The 17,035-nt window shown below is 37.7% G+C and carries 17 protein-coding genes and 2 pseudogenes; 7 read left to right on the forward strand and 12 right to left on the reverse strand.

The annotated features are described in order from the left end of the window. Together AN486_RS22865 and AN486_RS22870 are read left to right on the forward strand one after the other, a co-directional pair. A pseudogene (locus tag AN486_RS22865) lies at positions 1-232 on the forward strand (IS4 family transposase); the annotation flags it as partial. Between the two features lie 69 nt (positions 233-301). Beyond that, positions 302-457 carry a hypothetical protein gene (locus AN486_RS22870; RefSeq protein ID WP_199924423.1) on the forward strand — a complete coding sequence of 52 codons (156 nt, stop codon included), beginning with the start codon at positions 302-304 and terminating at the stop codon, positions 455-457. A 12-nt stretch (positions 458-469) separates the two neighbouring features. Here AN486_RS22870 and AN486_RS22875 read toward each other — a convergent pair whose 3' ends face one another. From AN486_RS22875 to AN486_RS22890, 4 genes are all read right to left on the reverse strand, one after another. After that, entirely contained in the window at positions 470-727 is a 258-nt protein-coding gene (locus AN486_RS22875; RefSeq protein ID WP_027400878.1) for a hypothetical protein, read from the reverse strand. 316 nt (positions 728-1,043) lie between these two features. Next, complete coding sequence (locus AN486_RS22880; RefSeq protein WP_053538994.1) at positions 1,044-2,156, reverse strand: pentapeptide repeat-containing protein; 1,113 nt, start codon at positions 2,154-2,156, stop codon at positions 1,044-1,046. 209 nt (positions 2,157-2,365) lie between these two features. Further along, on the reverse strand, positions 2,366-3,421 hold the full coding sequence (locus tag AN486_RS22885) for a YwqG family protein (protein WP_290602685.1): 1,056 nt from the start codon (positions 3,419-3,421) through the stop codon (positions 2,366-2,368). A 203-nt stretch (positions 3,422-3,624) separates the two neighbouring features. After that, positions 3,625-4,908 (reverse strand): aspartate aminotransferase family protein, encoded by a 1,284-nt coding sequence (locus tag AN486_RS22890; protein WP_290602687.1) that lies wholly within the window; start codon positions 4,906-4,908, stop codon positions 3,625-3,627. A 241-nt stretch (positions 4,909-5,149) separates the two neighbouring features. On the opposite strand from AN486_RS22890, the gene AN486_RS22895 reads away from it, so the two are divergent. The 3 genes from AN486_RS22895 to AN486_RS22905 all read left to right on the forward strand — a co-directional run bounded on the left by AN486_RS22895 (position 5,150) and on the right by AN486_RS22905 (position 8,387). Then, positions 5,150-6,214 (forward strand): TrkA family potassium uptake protein, encoded by a 1,065-nt coding sequence (locus AN486_RS22895; protein WP_290602688.1) that lies wholly within the window; start codon positions 5,150-5,152, stop codon positions 6,212-6,214. Positions 6,215-6,283: 69 nt separating this feature from the next. Beyond that, on the forward strand, positions 6,284-7,174 hold the full coding sequence (locus AN486_RS22900) for a leucine-rich repeat domain-containing protein (protein ID WP_290602689.1): 891 nt from the start codon (positions 6,284-6,286) through the stop codon (positions 7,172-7,174). Between the two features lie 190 nt (positions 7,175-7,364). Continuing rightward, positions 7,365-8,387 carry a leucine-rich repeat domain-containing protein gene (locus AN486_RS22905; protein ID WP_290602690.1) on the forward strand — a complete coding sequence of 341 codons (1,023 nt, stop codon included), beginning with the start codon at positions 7,365-7,367 and terminating at the stop codon, positions 8,385-8,387. A gap of 102 nt (positions 8,388-8,489) precedes the next feature. On the opposite strand, the gene AN486_RS22910 is transcribed toward AN486_RS22905, so the two are convergent. Beyond that, positions 8,490-9,173, reverse strand: a complete 684-nt coding sequence (locus AN486_RS22910; protein ID WP_290602691.1) for a response regulator transcription factor — start codon at positions 9,171-9,173, stop codon at positions 8,490-8,492. Between the two features lie 130 nt (positions 9,174-9,303). Here AN486_RS22910 and AN486_RS22915 point away from each other — a divergent pair, with 130 nt between their 5' ends. Both AN486_RS22915 and smpB read left to right on the forward strand, forming a co-directional pair. Then, on the forward strand, positions 9,304-9,474 hold the full coding sequence (locus AN486_RS22915; protein WP_168467507.1) for a hypothetical protein: 171 nt from the start codon (positions 9,304-9,306) through the stop codon (positions 9,472-9,474). 11 nt (positions 9,475-9,485) lie between these two features. Beyond that, on the forward strand, positions 9,486-9,956 hold the full coding sequence (gene smpB / locus AN486_RS22920) for an SsrA-binding protein SmpB (RefSeq protein WP_290602693.1): 471 nt from the start codon (positions 9,486-9,488) through the stop codon (positions 9,954-9,956). A gap of 162 nt (positions 9,957-10,118) precedes the next feature. Here smpB and AN486_RS22925 read toward each other — a convergent pair whose 3' ends face one another. The 7 genes and pseudogenes from AN486_RS22925 to coaD form a co-directional block, all read right to left on the reverse strand. Further along, a complete protein-coding gene (locus AN486_RS22925) occupies positions 10,119-11,516 on the reverse strand; it encodes an IctB family putative bicarbonate transporter (RefSeq protein ID WP_290602694.1) in 1,398 nt (465 codons plus the stop codon). Positions 11,517-11,745: 229 nt separating this feature from the next. Continuing rightward, positions 11,746-12,018 carry a DUF4351 domain-containing protein gene (locus tag AN486_RS26745; RefSeq protein WP_367142458.1) on the reverse strand — a complete coding sequence of 91 codons (273 nt, stop codon included), beginning with the start codon at positions 12,016-12,018 and terminating at the stop codon, positions 11,746-11,748. Positions 12,019-12,072: 54 nt separating this feature from the next. Further along, positions 12,073-12,467: pseudogene (locus AN486_RS22935) on the reverse strand (DUF2887 domain-containing protein); the annotation flags it as partial. Between the two features lie 172 nt (positions 12,468-12,639). Further along, a complete protein-coding gene (locus AN486_RS22940; protein ID WP_290602695.1) occupies positions 12,640-14,574 on the reverse strand; it encodes a tetratricopeptide repeat protein in 1,935 nt (644 codons plus the stop codon). A 299-nt stretch (positions 14,575-14,873) separates the two neighbouring features. After that, positions 14,874-15,335, reverse strand: a complete 462-nt coding sequence (locus tag AN486_RS22945) for a hypothetical protein (RefSeq protein ID WP_168636039.1) — start codon at positions 15,333-15,335, stop codon at positions 14,874-14,876. Between the two features lie 406 nt (positions 15,336-15,741). After that, positions 15,742-16,458, reverse strand: a complete 717-nt coding sequence (locus tag AN486_RS22950) for a DivIVA domain-containing protein (protein ID WP_290602697.1) — start codon at positions 16,456-16,458, stop codon at positions 15,742-15,744. After that, positions 16,386-16,919 (reverse strand): pantetheine-phosphate adenylyltransferase, encoded by a 534-nt coding sequence (coaD, locus tag AN486_RS22955; protein WP_290602698.1) that lies wholly within the window; start codon positions 16,917-16,919, stop codon positions 16,386-16,388. The genes AN486_RS22950 and coaD overlap by 73 nt, the downstream gene beginning before the upstream one ends. Between the last annotated feature and the right edge of the window lie 116 nt (positions 16,920-17,035).

Here is a 17,035-nt window from a genome sequence, read left to right on the forward strand (position 1 = left end):
ATGGAAATTCTTAAAAATGCACCTCAAGTTAGACAGACTTATGACAAAGAATGAGAATGGAATTAGAATTCAGATAATGTGCTGTTTAATCGCTTATTTGATATTGCAACTAATAGAAATACCGCAAGAATTTGGCAAAACTTTATTAGATAAACTCCGTTATCTTCAGTCCTATATGTGTCAGGAAATAAGTTATGTTCATTGGTTTAGAAAACTTATTTGGATAAGATGAAAAATAGCACTTATAGGCTAAGTTTATTTCAATATGTAAAGTTTTATTACGCTATTCAACATTTCTGCTGTGCGTGGTGTCGCTTGTTGGTGGATGACTGGTAATTATACAGGCTGCGATAAAGGCTTTACGGCTGACTATGTGCAAAAGGTAGTCCGCTTGTACAAGCAAGAAATTTCCAAACCAACAACCACAACATATCCAGCACAGAAACATATCAATTGATATAATTTAAAATTAAGGATTTTCAACAGAGTCCCAACATTTATGATCACGCCAAACTGCATTTTTCGCCTCACACTTTTCCTGTTCTTTAGTACCAGTAATTGAGGTAGGGCGAATAATGTTTAAGTTGGATGTAACATAAGAAATCATGAACGAACCGGTAGAGAAACCACAATAGATTAAAGTTCCAAAAAAAAACGTAACACTGACAAATTTAATAGCAGGTATTACAGAAAAACTACGTTTTTTGCCATAGATTTGATAGCGCATATATTTCCTCAAGGTGGTGTTTATGGCAGATAACACCCTGGGAATCAATATGAACTTGTCAAATTATTTATAACAATATATCGTGGATATTTCTGTTAGCTAATAGACAAAGCTAAGTATGGTTTGCTGAATATGGACTGTTTATAGGGATTTTTAGGTAAATGAACTACATCTTTTTTATCTCACGCAGAGACGCAGAGGCGCAAAGGAAGAGAGAAACAAGAGTGTGGTTTAGATCCCACTATTAACATTGTAATTTGAATTGCTGGCAAATTATTAGTTTTCCGAAAATTGAATAGTAATTAAAAATGCTTAATTACTCAGATTTTTTCCAACATTTTGGTCTATCAAGATAATCAGGTAAAATGGTCTTTTCATCGCCAATCGCCTCTTTAATCTGCTCTAATGTTAAATTTTTCGCTCCCATAAGGATTGCCTCTCTAAGGTCTGTATTTTTCAGGATAGCTGTTTCAAAGTCTGTATTTTTCAGGTTAGCTTTTAGGAGGGAAGCATCTTCCAGGTCAGCCTCTAGAAATTGTGCATTTTGTAGGTTTGCATGGTTAAGGTTTGCTTGTTGTAGTTTGGCTTCTGTTAAGTGTGCATCTTGTAGGTTTGCGTGATCAAGGTGTGCCATTTCTAAGTTGGCTTCACTGAAGTCTGCCCCTTGCAATTTGGCTTCTTGAAGGAAGACCCTTTGTAATTTAGCCTGTGCAAGAATTGCTCCTTTTAGGTTGGCTTTCCGAACATCTGCATCTTGCAAGTTAGATTGCTCGAAGTTTGCCCCTTCCAGGTTCGCTTCAGGAGAAAGAATTGCCCCCCTGATATCAATATTACTTAAATCAAGCCTCTGAGTTCCCTGATATTTCTCACAATTACGTCGTCCTATAACGGTAAGGGCTGCTTGAATATCTGTCCGAAGTTTTGGTATTTCCTCCTTCTCTCCTTCCTCTTCTTTCTTCAAAGGTGCATTTTCTCGTACAAAAGCTGTCAGGACTTCCATAACTGTCCAATGATATTTTTTCGGCGCATCTTTAGCAATTTGTTCTAGGGCATAAATTCCGCCTAATTTTACTTCAGTCTTTTCATTACCAAGCAATTCAATGGCTTTAGAAAACCGTTCTGTAATTTGTTTATCTTCTGCTGCTTGTGCATTTTTGTATACAGATTTAGCATTTTCATTAGCAGCGTTAGCACTTCTTGACGCTTGGTAAGCATTAAAAAAAACGGCAATTCCAGCAACAATTGTTCCAGTAGTTTGGGCGGCTGGAATACCATACTGTAATCTTTCATGTATTGTTAAACCATTAGGATTTAAAAATGCAAAATCTGAAAAAGAAAATATCAAGACAATAGAAATTAAGACAATAAAAAAGATAATCCCTAGAATTATCAATAAACTCTTGAAACCTTTTGTATTATTCTCAGACATAAAATAAATTGTTCTCCTCACGTTTTAACAACAAACATAGGTGTAAAGTAAAACAAAATTTATTGTAGGTTGGGTTGAGAAACGAAACCCAACACCCCTTGCTGTCCCACCGCTAATGTTGGGTTTCACTTCGTTCTACCCAACCTACAAAAATTAAATTCTTTACCATAAAGGCAATGCTAGAACTGATAAACATAATTCATCTTCTCTTAACAACAAGCATAGGTGTACAAAATCTTAGAAAAATCTAACCGTTTAAGTGCAGAAGGCTGAATGAAAAAGTTACCAACTCCATCATCTCCCCACATAATTGAATGTTCATCATCAGAGTTCATTTGCAATAGCAGAAAATCATAACCTTCTTCCTCCTGCAAATCTTCACGATCATCATTTTGCACGAATGCGGGATATCCTCCTAAACAATGTCCTCCTAATGATTCTTCATATTTTTCTTCATACTCATTAATAAAATCATCTACCAGTTCTTCTAAAGAGTTTTCCATTGCTTTGGTCAGATTACTTTGTTGAAAGATGGGAAAATGGCTTTTGACTAAGTTTCTAAACCGATAATCTGATGCACTCATAGGAGTTGATTTAATAGCGAAATTCAAAGCTAAACAGTCTATTAATGGTAAACCTATTCCTGGAGGTAAAAAATCAAAATTATTTAGGAGATTATCAATGTTTAAATCTGGTTCGGGAAAGTAAATAACTCGAAAAGTTGTTTGTTTTAATTGCGGATATTCTTCAATTCCATAGGCTGTTTCACCTGATGCTTCAATATAAAACTGAAGTATGCCTTTTTCTGGTAAATCTTCTAATTTAGGAGTTTCTGAAAAGTTGATTTGTGCTAAAAGATGGAGAGGAGTACCATCTGGTGCTTCAGGATAGGTCGTATTTTTAGGCAGGTAAGGTAAACCACCAAATTTACTTTGCCATAAGGTAGTTTCTGTTGTTAAATAGGGGGTAATTTCTATAGAAGGTTTGATAATTGCATTGGCAAATTCATCTACTTGATTTTTTAGTTCTAAGAACATCCCATACAATTCATCTGGAGTAAAATCTTTGTTATTTTCATCTACTGGAACAGATTCTACATCATACCAACCGTGTGTGAGTAATTCTTGAATACTTTCGTTAAAAAAGGCTTCTGCTTCGGCTTCAGAAGAGAATTTATGTAGTTCTTGATAATGGGTAACGTTGTAGCCGTCGAGGTGAATTGACGTTCTCAGTGAACTTAATCTAAATATTTTATTGGATTTCATGATAATTAACCTTAGATGTGATCAGGAATAATAGAAATATAACCAAAAAAAATTCGTAATTGATAATTCTTAAAACTACAAATTACGAATTATCATAGCGGTTATCACTAGGATGCAATATAGTCGAGGGCGCAGACCCTGCGCCCCTACAGGCTTTACGATTTGCTGACTATATCTCATTCAAGTGCATACCGCTATATCAATTAAGCTGTAACTTTAGCTAATGCCTTTTCTACAGCTTTTAATGCTTGCTTGATTTCTGCATCTGTGACAATGAGAGGGGGAACAAACCGCACGACTTTGGGACCGGCGGGAACAAGTAATAAACCTTCTGCCATAGCAGCTTTGACGATTTCAGGGGCTGTTAAAGGAATATCGGCTTTGATTTCCATGCCGTTGATTAAACCCCAACCGCGCACTTCTGAGATATGCTGAGGATATTGACGAGCGATCGCTCTTAATCCTTCTCGTAAATGTGCGCCCTGTTCTCTGACATTCTCTAAAATATTCTCTTTTTCCAAAGTCTCACACACACTCAGCGCCACACCACAAACAAAGGGATTACCGCCAAATGTACTTGCGTGTTCTCCTGGTTGGAAAATATCGCAGAATTTCTTACTCATCATCGCACCGATGGGAATACCACCGCCCAAACCTTTCGCACTGGTGAAAATATCTGGTTCTACTCCCAAATGTTCATAACCCCATAATTTGCCACTGCGTCCCATTCCAACCTGTACTTCATCAAAAATCAACAAAATACCGGTTTCGTCGCAAATCTCCCGTAACCGCTTAAAGTAGGCAATATCCCCAGGACGAACGCCACCTTCTCCCTGTAATGGTTCAATTAAAATTGCCCCTACCCGATAATTACCTTCATCTAATTCAGTAACAGCGGCTTCCACTGCTCTAATATCGTTGTAATTTACATAGTGGAAACCAGGAACTAAAGGATCAAAATGCTTTTGATACTTTGGTTGTCCAGTGGCAGTCACGGTGGCTAAAGTCCGTCCGTGAAAACTGGCATGAGCAGTTAAAATGATCGGGTGGGCAATTTCTAGGACAGTGTGGGCATATTTCCGCGCTAGTTTAATGGCTGCTTCGTTGGCTTCAGCACCAGAATTGCAGAAAAATACTCTATCCGCACAGGAATGATTAACAATCCATTTCGCTAATTCACCCTGTTCAGGAATATAGTACAAATTAGAAACATGATGCAATTTCTGGATTTGTCTAGTTACAGCCTCTACCATTGCTGGATGGGCGTGTCCTAGAGTACAAGTGGCAATACCCGCGACAAAATCCAGGTATTCGTTGCCCTGACTATCCCAAACACGGCAACCAGCACCCCGTTCCAAAGCCAAAGGAAAGCGACTGTACGTAGACATAACAGCCGTATCAAAGCTATCAACATCAAAAGGTGTAGATGGCATAATACCTGACTCCGGGGGGTTCATGGCTTGTTCAATTAGAGTTTGGACGCTCACTACCGCTACTCCTGAAAAGCTTTTATCGTAATACTTTACTAGGTTCTGGGAAATATGAACAAAATTTTTGATGATTTTAAGAGAAGTCACCGAGTCAGGAGTCACCGAGTCAGAAAGAAAGAAGAAAGCCTATTCCCTATTCCCTATTCCTTGACTTGAAAGATTCTATATTCTGAATCTTGATATTAGAAGTTTTTCAATTCTAAATTCTAAATTCTAAATTCTAAATTCTAAATTGCCTGTGTATTCTACCCTTGAACAAAAATATCAGCGTATTCAAAAGGAGTTAATGGCTGGGGCGCTTGCTTTAGCTGGTATTTTCCTAATCGGGACTCTATGGTATTCCCTGGTTGAGGGTTGGAGATGGGAAGATGCGGCTTATATGACTGTGATTACTTTGGCAACTGTCGGTTATGGAGAAACTCATCCATTGGGTAGTCGTGGGCGGTTGTTTACCATTGCCTTGATTTTAATGGGTGTGGTCAATCTTGGTTATATTGTCAATAGATTTACAGCCGCAGTCATTGAAGGTTATTTTCTAGAAGGAATTCGACTCCGACAACAAAGGCGTTTAATGGAATCATTATCAGGACATTATATTATCTGTGGATTTAGTCGCACTGGGCGACAAATTGCTAAGGAATTTCAGGCTGAAGCTGTTTCTTTTGTAGTGATTGATTCGGAACTAGAATCTGTCCAAAAAGCCCAGGAAATTGGTTACATTGTTTTTCAAGGTGATGCGACGTTAGATGATACTTTGTTAAAAGTTGGCATTACTAAAGCAATTTGTATTGTGGCGGCTTTACCTTCAGATGCGGAAAATTTATATACTGTTTTATCAGCAAAAACTCTGAATCCAGACATTCGAGCGATCGCTCGCGCTAGTACGGAAGAAGCGGTACAAAAGTTACAACGTGGTGGCGCAGATGCCGTAATTTCACCGTATATCACTGGCGGCAAACGCATGGCAGCAGCAGCCCTCAGACCGCAAATTTTAGACTTTGTAGATGGGATGCTTTCTGGTACAGACCGTCAGTTATATATGGAAGAATTTTTACTAGATTCCGGTAGGTGTCCCTTCGTTGGTCAAAGTTTACAAAGAGCGAAATTGCGATCGCAATCAGGCGCATTAGTTCTGGCAATTCGTCGTCTTGATGGTAAACTCATTGGTGGTCCAACTGGAGATACTGTTTTAATGTCAGGAGATACTTTAATTTGTATGGGTACGGCTGAACAATTGCGGGATTTAAATCAAATTCTTGGTCCAATTAATTCTATTCCCCTTAAACGTCCGAAAAATAGCTAAAAGCAGACTTATTTTGCAAGTTAGAAGATGGTAGAATTACTGTAGCTTTTTTGTATAACTTGTAAAATCATGAAACTAGCTTTAGTAGCGGCCACTATTTTTACCCTGACTTTAGGATTTTACACCCCAAAAGTCACCGCAGCACCTATAAAAACACCTAAGACCTTTAAAGAATGGTGTCAACAAAAAGCCAGTTTACCTCAAGAGACGAGACGAACGGTAGAAGCATTATTAAAAGTTGCTAAAACCCGAAATTGTAGTCAAGCTAATCAAACGCTGACTAAATTGACTACTCTTGACCTTGAGGGAAATCAAATCAGCGATATCAAACCTTTGTCTAATCTGACTAAATTGACTTCTCTTGACCTTTCGGTAAATCAAATCAGCGATATCAAACCTTTGTCTAATCTGACTAAATTGACTTCTCTTTACCTTGGGGAAAATCAAATCAGCGATATCAAACCTTTGTCTAATCTGACTAATTTGACTGCTCTTTCCCTTTTGTTTAATCAAATCAGCGATATCAAACCTTTGTCTAATCTGACTAAATTGACTACTCTTAAACTTTCGGGAAATAAAATCAGCGATATCAAACCTTTGTCTAATCTGACTAAATTGACTACTCTTAAACTTTGGAAAAATAAAATCAGCGATATCAAACCTTTGTCTAATCTGACTAATTTGACTGCTCTTTCCCTTTGGGAAAATAAAATCAGCGATATCAAACCTTTGTCTAATCTGACTAAATTGACTGAAGTTGACCTTAGGAAAAATCAAATCAGCGATATCAAACCTTTGTCTAATCTGACTAATTTGACTTATCTTGACCTTTCGGGAAATCAAATCAGCGATATCAAACCTTTGTCTAATCTCACTAATTTGACTTTTCTTGACCTTGCGAAAAATCCACTTACCTCTAAACAATGTCCCCTGAAACCAGAGTCTATTTGTAAATTTTAGTCCGGTTATATTTTGGTGCGCTATGGACTTACTAACGCACCCTCAAAATACTCAATTTCCCTGAATATTACCAGACTAAAAATGTCAAATTGGACAAAAATCCTATTCTACTAAATCATGTTTGATCGCAAATCTAACAATTCAGCACGACAACATGATAAAATTACTGTAACTTCTTATCACTAAAATCATGAAACTAAGTCTAGTAGCAACCACCATTTTTACCCTGACTTTAGGATTTTATACCCCAAAAGTCACCGCAGCACCTATAAAAACACCTAAGACCTTTAAAGAATGGTGTCAACAAAAAGCCAGTTTACCTCAAGAGACGAAACGAACGGTAGAAGCATTATTAAAAGTTGCTAAAACCCAAAATTGTAGTCAAGCTAATCAAACGCTGACTAAATTGACTTCTCTTGAGCTTTGGGGAAATAAAATCAGCGATATCAAACCTTTGTCTAATCTGACTAAATTGACTTCTCTTTCCCTTGGGGGAAATAAAATCAGCGATATCAAACCTTTGTCTAATCTGACTAATTTGACTACTCTTAAGCTTGGTTCAAATAAAATCAGCGATATCAAACCTTTGTCTAATCTGACTAATTTGACTACTCTTTACCTTTGGATAAATAAAATCAGCGATATCAAACCTTTGTCTAATCTGACTAATTTGACTACTCTTTACCTTGGGGGAAATCAAATCAGCGATATCAAACCTTTGTCTAATCTGACTAATTTGACTTTTCTTGACCTTAGGGAAAATAAAATCAGCGATATCAAACCTTTGTCTAATCTGACTAATTTGACTGAAGTTGACCTTTCGGTAAATAAAATCAGCGATATCAAACCTTTGTCTAATCTGACTAATTTGACTGCTCTTTACCTTGGGGGAAATCAAATCAGCGATATCAAACCTTTGTCTAATCTGACTAATTTGACTTATCTTGACCTTAGGGAAAATAAAATCAGCGATATCAAACCTTTGTCTAATCTGACTAAATTGACTTCTCTTTACCTTTCGGGAAATCAAATCAGCGATACCGCACCTTTCTCTAACCTCACTAATTTGACTAAACTTGACCTTTCGGGAAATCAAATCAGCGATATCAAACCTTTGTCTAATCTGACTAAATTGACTGAAGTTGACCTTGCGAAAAATCCACTTACCTCTAAACAATGTCCCCTGAAACCAGAGTCTATTTGTAAATTTTAGTCCGGTTATATTTTGGTGCGTTATGGACTTACTAACGCACCCTCAAAATACTCAATTTCCCTGAATATTACCAGACTAAAAATGTCAAATTGGACAAAAATCCTATTCTACTAAATCATGTTTTATCGCAAATCTAACCAATTCAGCACGATTACTAGTTTCTGTTTTTCTCAATAAACTACTCACATATTTCTCCACCGTACGCGGACTTAAATGTAAATGATTACCAATTTCCACATTAGAAAAACCATGGGTTAAAAGGTCTAAAACTTGCTTTTCTCTGACAGTTAGCGGTGTCAATACTTGAGATTTTTGAGCCTGATTAGATACAGAAATATGACCATTTTCTGCTTTTGTATATTTTAAATTACGGTTGTTATCCTGGTAAATAAAACGACGTTCTGACTGGATAATTTGCGATCGCTCTAACAAATTACGTATAGCAGCGGCTATCTCTTCCAATTCAAATGGCTTAGACAAATACATATCACAGCCAGACTGATATCCCAAAATTCGTTCTTGAGTTTTCGTTCTTTCTGTCAACAAAATCACAGGTAATAATCGAAACGCCGATAATTGACGAACACGACGCACCAACTCATAACCATTCATCTGTGGCATCATAATATCTGTCACCATCAAATCAGGATGACGCTTTTCAATCATAGCCAAAGCGTCTACACCATTATCAACAGCTATAACATTATACCCGGACAGATCAAGATAATCACTAATAGATAGGCGTGTACCTAAATCGTCATCTGCGACAAGAATAGTCAAGGGCATGGATAGTACACCCCTATAATCTTTTGGTCGAGCAATTTACTGTAATCACAAATATTAATAGACACAAGCAAGAATACTAATTCTATCTCTAATACTATGACAAGATTACTTACTCATGATGACATCATCAATGATTTCTAAAGAAAATATTAAATTTTCACAAATTGTTCATGAAACTTTACGTAATCTCCAAAAAAAAGAGATGATTTTTGACCAATCACCTCTTCCCCAGTCCCTTTGGATTACAATTAAAGAAAAAGCCAGTCTAAAGAAATTTTTGGGCGTATTTATTAAAACTTAAGAAGATTTTTGATGAGTGATAAACAGAGTGAAGGTTACAAAGTTATTTGTGATAATCGGCAAGCACGGTTTTTATATGAAATCATAGAAACCTATGAAGCGGGTATTCAATTGACAGGAACTGAAGTCAAGTCAATTCGTGCCGGTAAAGCCAATTTACAAGATGGTTATGCGTTGCTTCGTGACGGTGAAGCATGGTTAATCAACGTGCATATTTCTCCTTATGCCTCTAGTGGTGCATACTTTAATCACGAACCCAGACGAACCCGCAAATTATTACTTCATAAACAAGAACTGCGTAAACTTATTGGGAGGGTACAACAGGAAGGTTTAACCCTAGTCCCCTTAAAAATGTATCTGAAACGGGGTTGGGTAAAAATAGTTATTGCCCTGGGTAAAGGTAAAAAACTCCACGACAAACGCGAAAGCCTCAAACGTCGTGATGATCAACGGGATATGCAAAGGGCAATGAAGAGGTACTAGGAGGCAGAGGGCAGGGGAAATTCCCACAACCGCCTCCGAATGAATTCGGAGTCTTATAGCAAAAGTCGTCTGAAGACGACTGTTAAAGGCTTTGAGTCCACTTCAGTGGACTTGAACTATTAGACTGGGAATTCATTCCCAGGCGGGTTAGGAAACTCTTTTCTAAGCGTGATTATGATTATTGCGGGTTAAAGGTTGCCAATAGCTGGCAACTAAAGCCACCATAAACCACCAGAGGGTATTAACTTCAGGGCGATAGAAGACCGTATCAAATAGACCCTGAGCAAGTATACCTAGCATACTAGCGATCGCCCCAATTAACCATAAGCCCTCGATATTTTTAGTTTCTCGTAATCGTCGCAGTTGCAAAAATCCTGTATTGAAGGTGACGACTATTAACCATAAGAAACAGGTAAAACCCAAAAAGCCAGTTTCCACAATCGTTTCTAGAAACACAGAATAGGCACTTAAAGCCGTAAACCGAGGACGTTGATAGAGAGGATAAACCTTATTAAAAGAACCATGTCCAGGTCCTATACCAATTATCGGGCGATCGCGGATCATTTGAAACACAGATTCCCAGACATTTTTGCGAAAATTATTACTACTGTCTTGGCGGTCAGCAAATATACTAACAACTCGCACTCGGAAAGGTTCGACAAATAACATCCCTACTACCAATAACCCCACCACACTTCCTAACAGAATTGGTAAAGACCAACTCCGCCAAAATGGGGGCATACTTATACTCCACCAATAAATCAGCAAGACTGCCACAGTAAACAATCCCACCAACAAAGCAATCCAACCACCGCGACTAAAGGTAAGAATTAAAGTCGCAGCATTGACAAGAAACATCGTTAATGCTAATGATTTCCTGATCCAACCTGGCCAAGCCACAATAGCTACCAAACTTAAAACCACAGCCGGCAAAAGATATCCAGCCAATAAATTGGGATTACCTAAATAACTGTAAACCCTAGTAGTCTTAGCCAAAGGAGATTCCGGGTCAACCCAAGTAGCTAAAGCCTTCGCACCAAAAAACCATTGTCGCAACCCATAGACGCTGACAATCAGGGATATATGCAAATAGAGAGTAATCAACCAAGACCGAAATCGGGGGACGCGCAGCACCCTCGCACAGAGGGCAAACAGTAACAAATAAAGAGTTAATGTTTGTAAATCACCCAAAGCCGCTTTTTTCACCGGTGATAAAGCCGTTGATATGGCAGCAATACTCCAATACAGCAACACCAGCAGGTGAATAGGAGTAACCGAAGCCGCATTGGCTGATGTATTATCATCCGATAAAGTCAACAGCAGCCAAAAGCCAACACAAGCCACCAACAATAAACCGATTAAAGTAGTAGAAACAAAAGGTGCAAGACCATAAATGAGGCTAAGTAAGCCAACAGCAATAATATCTCCCCACTGCATTAAAATACTACTTTGTCGCCAAGGCAGCAAAAGTCCCACCAGAAACCGATGTAGGTAACTACCAGACAAATATTCTTTCAGTGGTAAAGAAGATAAAGTCAATCTTTCCCAGACTAAATACATAAGGAAATACAGAATACAGGAGCTATGCAGTATAGCTTACGCCAAGTCTAGCTGTGAAAATTAATATTCCTTTCCTCAATACCTTGTCTATTTTCTGCTTTGTTGGGTTAAGCGACAGCGCAACCCGACGCATTTGTTGGGTTTCATGCTTCAACCCAACCTACAAATCAAGGCCTTTTCCAATTTAGAAGGTATTGTTTCCTCGAAAACTATTCTCAAGTTTTTATGACTACAAATGCGCCAAAAGCCACCCATCTAAATCGGATATTTCTGTAAAATCTAACAAGGACTCCCCTAAACTCTCCAACTGCTCTATATTCAAACTTCTTATTTGCTCTTGTTGGGCTAAAGACAGCAATCCATACCGCTTAGTCAACATACGCAGCACTAAATCCGTTTCCCCTGCTTGTCGTCCTGCTTGTTGTCCTGCTTGCTGTCCTTCTTGAAACACTTCCTGATAAAACCGTGTTTGGGTGACATCTGCTGTTTTCAGGTTTAGCATTTTCAAAATCTCCTTTGTGCTGAGTTGTGGGAATTTATTCACAAGTATAGCTTCTATTAAATCTAAGCGCCGGCGCAGTTCTTCTTCTGTTTCTGCACTATTAATAATCGCTTGTGCCAAGGAGGCTGTATCTCTTCCCGTCGGTTGGGTAAAATCAACAATCCGTACCAAGGTTGTTTGATGTTGTATTGATATAGGTACAGAAAAATCTCTGCGAAATACCGACCATAAAATTTGGGTTCTCTTTGCATCTGTGCCTCTAAAAATACTAACGGTAAATTTAGATCCTTGGCAATTGGTGTTAATAATCCATCTATTGCAAATCCTTTTTCTTTGACTGCGATCGCACTATAGGTAAATTCGCAATCTTTGGGAATTTCTGGGATTAACTCGGTAATCAATCCTGGCTGAGATAAAAATAGTCGGTAAAACAGTTTGTCAGTTTTCATAATTACCTATTGTTCTCCTTAATCTCCTTATCTAAAAATTTTTTTCTTATTCTCATACAAATTACAAGAATGAGAGTTTGAACGTTAAACATCAGATTACTAAACAAAGCTATTGTTGTCTTATCCAATAGATTTGTCTGAAAATAAATGCTTTAAGATTAACAGCATTTACTTAACGATTGCGTAAAAGTTCAAGATTATTACAAACAATAATAGTATGAGGGTGATCTACTCCTAATTGTTGTTCAAAAATATTTAAAGCTTGTTGGTAGAGAGGTTCTGCTTCTTTGTACTTGCCTTGAGATTTGTAAAGTGAGGCCAAATTGTTGAGATTTTGAGCAACATCAGGATGATCATCACCCAGCAGTTTTTGCAATAGAGCTAAAGCTTGTTGGTAGAGAGGTTCTGCTTGATTGTACTTGCCTTGAGAATAGTAAAGTAATGCCAAATTGTTGAGACTGGCAGCAACATCAGGATGATCATCACCCAGCAGTTTTTGCCTGAGAGCTAAAGCTTGTTGGTAGAGAGGTTCTGCTTGATTGTACTTGCCTTGAGAATTGTAAAGGAATGCCAAATTGTTGAGACTGGTAGCAACATCAGGATGATCATTACCTAAACGCTGTTTTAGCAATGATACACATTTTTTTAGCCAAGGTTCTGCATCATTATATAATCCTTGTCCTTTATAAAATTTTCCTACTCCCTCAAAAACCCAAAGTAAATTTTCATCACTCACAGTATCCAGTAAATGATCTGCTACTTCCTGTAAATGGGGTATATTTAATTTGAATCTTTGAATATCTTTCTGTATTGGTTGTTCTGGAATTTTTTGAGCTATATCAACTATTGCTTGGCAAAAATTACGTTTTAGTGTAGTGCTGAGAGATTGACGATTGAATAAATTACTAAAAAGTTGACCAATATCTAAAAACAAAAAGTTTGCCAAGGTGATCTTTTTTTGTGTAACCGTTGACAGTTTTTCTAACTTGACTTGTAAAAAATCACGAATTAGTTGATGTAATTGATAATGATCAATATTTTCACTTTGTAAAAGATGTAATCGTTCTAATTCAATTCTGGCATTTTCTAGACTTTCTATGTTTTTCTCCCGTGAAGCACTTTGAATCAATAACCAAGGAATGAGAGCTAAAGCAAATAAACTGAGTAGACAACTTAACTCTTGAGCAGAATAACTGATAATTTCCCAACTTAATTCAAAAGCAGCTTGAACACCACGAGTTATAGATAAAGTCCAAGTAGGGTCATGAGCATCAATATCAAAAGCAGGATGATTGATACCTTTAGCTGCTAATCTTCGCAACATTTCCGCGCAAGATATCTGACGATATTTGAGATAACGACCAACCAATTGTAAAGCTAGTGGTAAACGACCTAATCGTTGACAAAGTTCCTCTGCTAGTGCTGTTTCTTGATTTAAGCTATCTTCACCAATTAATTTTGATAATAATGCCATTGCCTCCGGTAAAGAAAGGATTTGTAAAGACAAAGAACCAGATAAATCTAGTTTTAGTCTTGTTGTGATCAAAACCCGAAATTGAGATGATTGTGGCGGCAAATAAGGCTGAATCGCTGAATAATTTTGGACATCATCAATAACTAATAAAACAGTACCTTCTCGCCAACGTTGCCAACACCACTTTACTTGTAGTAATACATCAAAATCATCTGGGGGATTTAAACCTAAATGTGTGCGACAAAATTGAATTATTTGTAAACCGAGATTTTGATTTGTAGCCGACAACCAACAAATACATCCCGGATAAGAATTTAGGAATAAATGCAGAAGAGAATATTGGGTAGCTAATTCAGTTTTACCAATACCACCCATACCTTCAACAGCAGAAATTACAGCATGATTGCTAGTTTGTAAATGTTGATGAATTAACACTAATTCATTTTCTCGACCAACAAACTTTTTAGTATTACTATTAGGGATATTGTGGGGAAAACCTAGAGGTTTATCCAAATCATTTAAATTATTGACAGTTTGAAAAACTTGAGTAATATCTCCCACAGAGATATCACCCCCCGCTTGAACATTTTTGAAAAGCTCTTGAACAACTTGAGGGAGATGATTTGTATTCATGATTAGAACTTAAAGGATGTTTTAAAAGTTTTTAATATGTAAATATACCCCTTTCTAAACCTCTCCCCTACCAAAAGAGAAGCATTAAAACCTTTATTTTTTTCTAGTTCCCTCTCCTCTTAGGAGAGGGCTAGGGAGAGGTAAGTACAGACCCCTTTCTAAACCTCTCCCCTACCAAAATAAAAGCATTAAAACCTTTATTCTTTTCTAGTTCCCTCTCCTTTTAGGAGAGGGTTAGGGAGAGGTAAGTTAAGTTTTTGGAGATAATGAATTTTATCCAATACTTTTCACACAATCTCTTAACCTTCTTGAGTTAAATCACCTACATTAATATTATTAGCCTTGATATTGGTGAGCATTTCTTGGTCAACAGAACCACTACTTCCTGAAGTTTTTTGAGTGATATTCTGAGCTTGTAAATCACCAGTTAATTCAATTCCACTCAGAATAACCTGACGAATCTTAGGGTCTTGTGTTTTGAGTTCTTCAACCAGCAATTTAAGTTGATTAGCAAAAGTTGCATCAGCATTAATGTATTCTTGCAATTCATCTTGTAACTTGGTTTTATTTTTTTCAGTTGGATCTTTTTCAGCCCGAATTAATAAACCTTCCATTCCTTCCGTAGTTAACTTTTGTCGAATACTGCTAACCAACTTTGCAAAAGTATCCGCGACACCTTTAACTGCAAATTTTCCACCTTCTTTGATTGCTTCCGAGAAAAATAAAGAAACAATAACAGCACCAGTGAGTGGTTCTACCATAAAAATTACACCTTAATTGATTAATACAGCATAAGTATATATCATTCGCAACAGGTCAAGCAACAAACAAGAAATTTCGACCCTTTGCTTATTTGCATTTCTGCGGGAAATAAAATCTAATCTATACAATTCTTTTCGGTTAAGGCTAAAAAAACAGATTTTATCTTCGTTACTATACTCTGTATGGGAATGAGTTATAGAAGGTGCTGACTTTAATAACTGCAAGAGGCAGAGCCTCTGTGATAGCATTCCCAGTCAGAGACTGGGAACGAGATAAACGAGATAATACTATCTTTTTTTGGAATTATGTGGGGGGAATGAATTATAGAAGGTGCTGACTTTAATAACTGCAAGAGGCAGGGCCTCTGTGAGGCATTCCCAGTCAGAGACTGGGAACGAGGTGATATTATCTTTTTTTGGAATTATGCGGGGGGCGTTGTTGGGGGTGATCTCCATTCTTGGGGACACTGGGGGAATTTAATTGTTTGCGACCATTAGTAATAATTTTTAACATTTCCTGAATATCCTGTTCAATATTAGCCAGAACGTTATCAGCGTATTTATCAGCACCATCTTCAATTTCTTCAGCTTGAGAAATTGCAATTTGGCGCATTTCTTCTAATTCTTGTTGACAAGCGCGACGTTTACGGTCAATTTCTGCGAGGGTGTCTTGCATCATTGCTTCACAATCTTGCTGGACTTGCCGCCGCAGTTGGTCAGCTTCTCGCTGTGCTTGCCTGACAATATCACTTTCGGACAAAATTTGCGCTCTTTTGGCTTGGGCTACGTCTACTACCTGTTGTCCATACTCTTCCGCTTCTAGGAGAATTTCATTCTTTTGTGCCAAAATATTGAGCGCTTCCTGAAACACCGTTGGTAAAGAAAGACGGACAAAATCCAGTTGTTCAAGTAATTTATCTTCATCTATTAAGGTACGTCCCGTGAGGGGAATCCTCAAACTAGAGAGAACTATTTCCTCTAATTGGTTGAGTTCGTGCTGAATATCTACCCCTGCTGTTGGTTCTGGATTGCCAATGGAAGGGATACCATTCACGTACTCTCGTGGGGGAGGATTGTTGCCGTTGTGGTTGGATTCGAGGCTAGGGATTTTTGGTTGTAGCATTGGTATATATCTAGGGCAATGTGTGGGGGAACAAGATGATCAACAGAGCCACCAAACCTGGCAATCTCTTTTACCACACTACTACTTAAAAAACTATACTCATTTGATGTTGCCAGAAAAACTGTCTCGATCTGAGTAGACAATGTTTTATTAGTGTGAGCCATTTGTAGCTCTATCTCAAAGTCAGAAACCGCTCTTAACCCCCTTAACAAAACTTGCGCTTGTTGCATTTGGGCATATTTTACGGTCAAACCGTCAAAGCTGTCTACTCCTACATTTGGTAAATGTTTTGTAGATAGACGAATTTGTTCTAATCTTTGCTCTACTGTAAACAATGGTATTTTACTGGGATTGCGGAGGACGGCAACTATGACTCGTTCAAATAGACGACTACTGCGCTGAATAAGGTCTAAATGTCCCAAGGTGATGGGATCAAAACTACCAGGATAAATAGCAATCACAATGTTATTTTAAGTGATTATATTGACGGATTTTCAACAGAACTTTATTAAATCTAACACAGGGAGTGGGAGGTTGGATTCGAGGCTAGGGATTTTTGGTTGTAGCATTGGTATAT

It is taken from the genome of Anabaena sp. AL93 (assembly GCF_001672085.1).
Taxonomy (GTDB): domain Bacteria; phylum Cyanobacteriota; class Cyanobacteriia; order Cyanobacteriales; family Nostocaceae; genus Dolichospermum; species Dolichospermum heterosporum.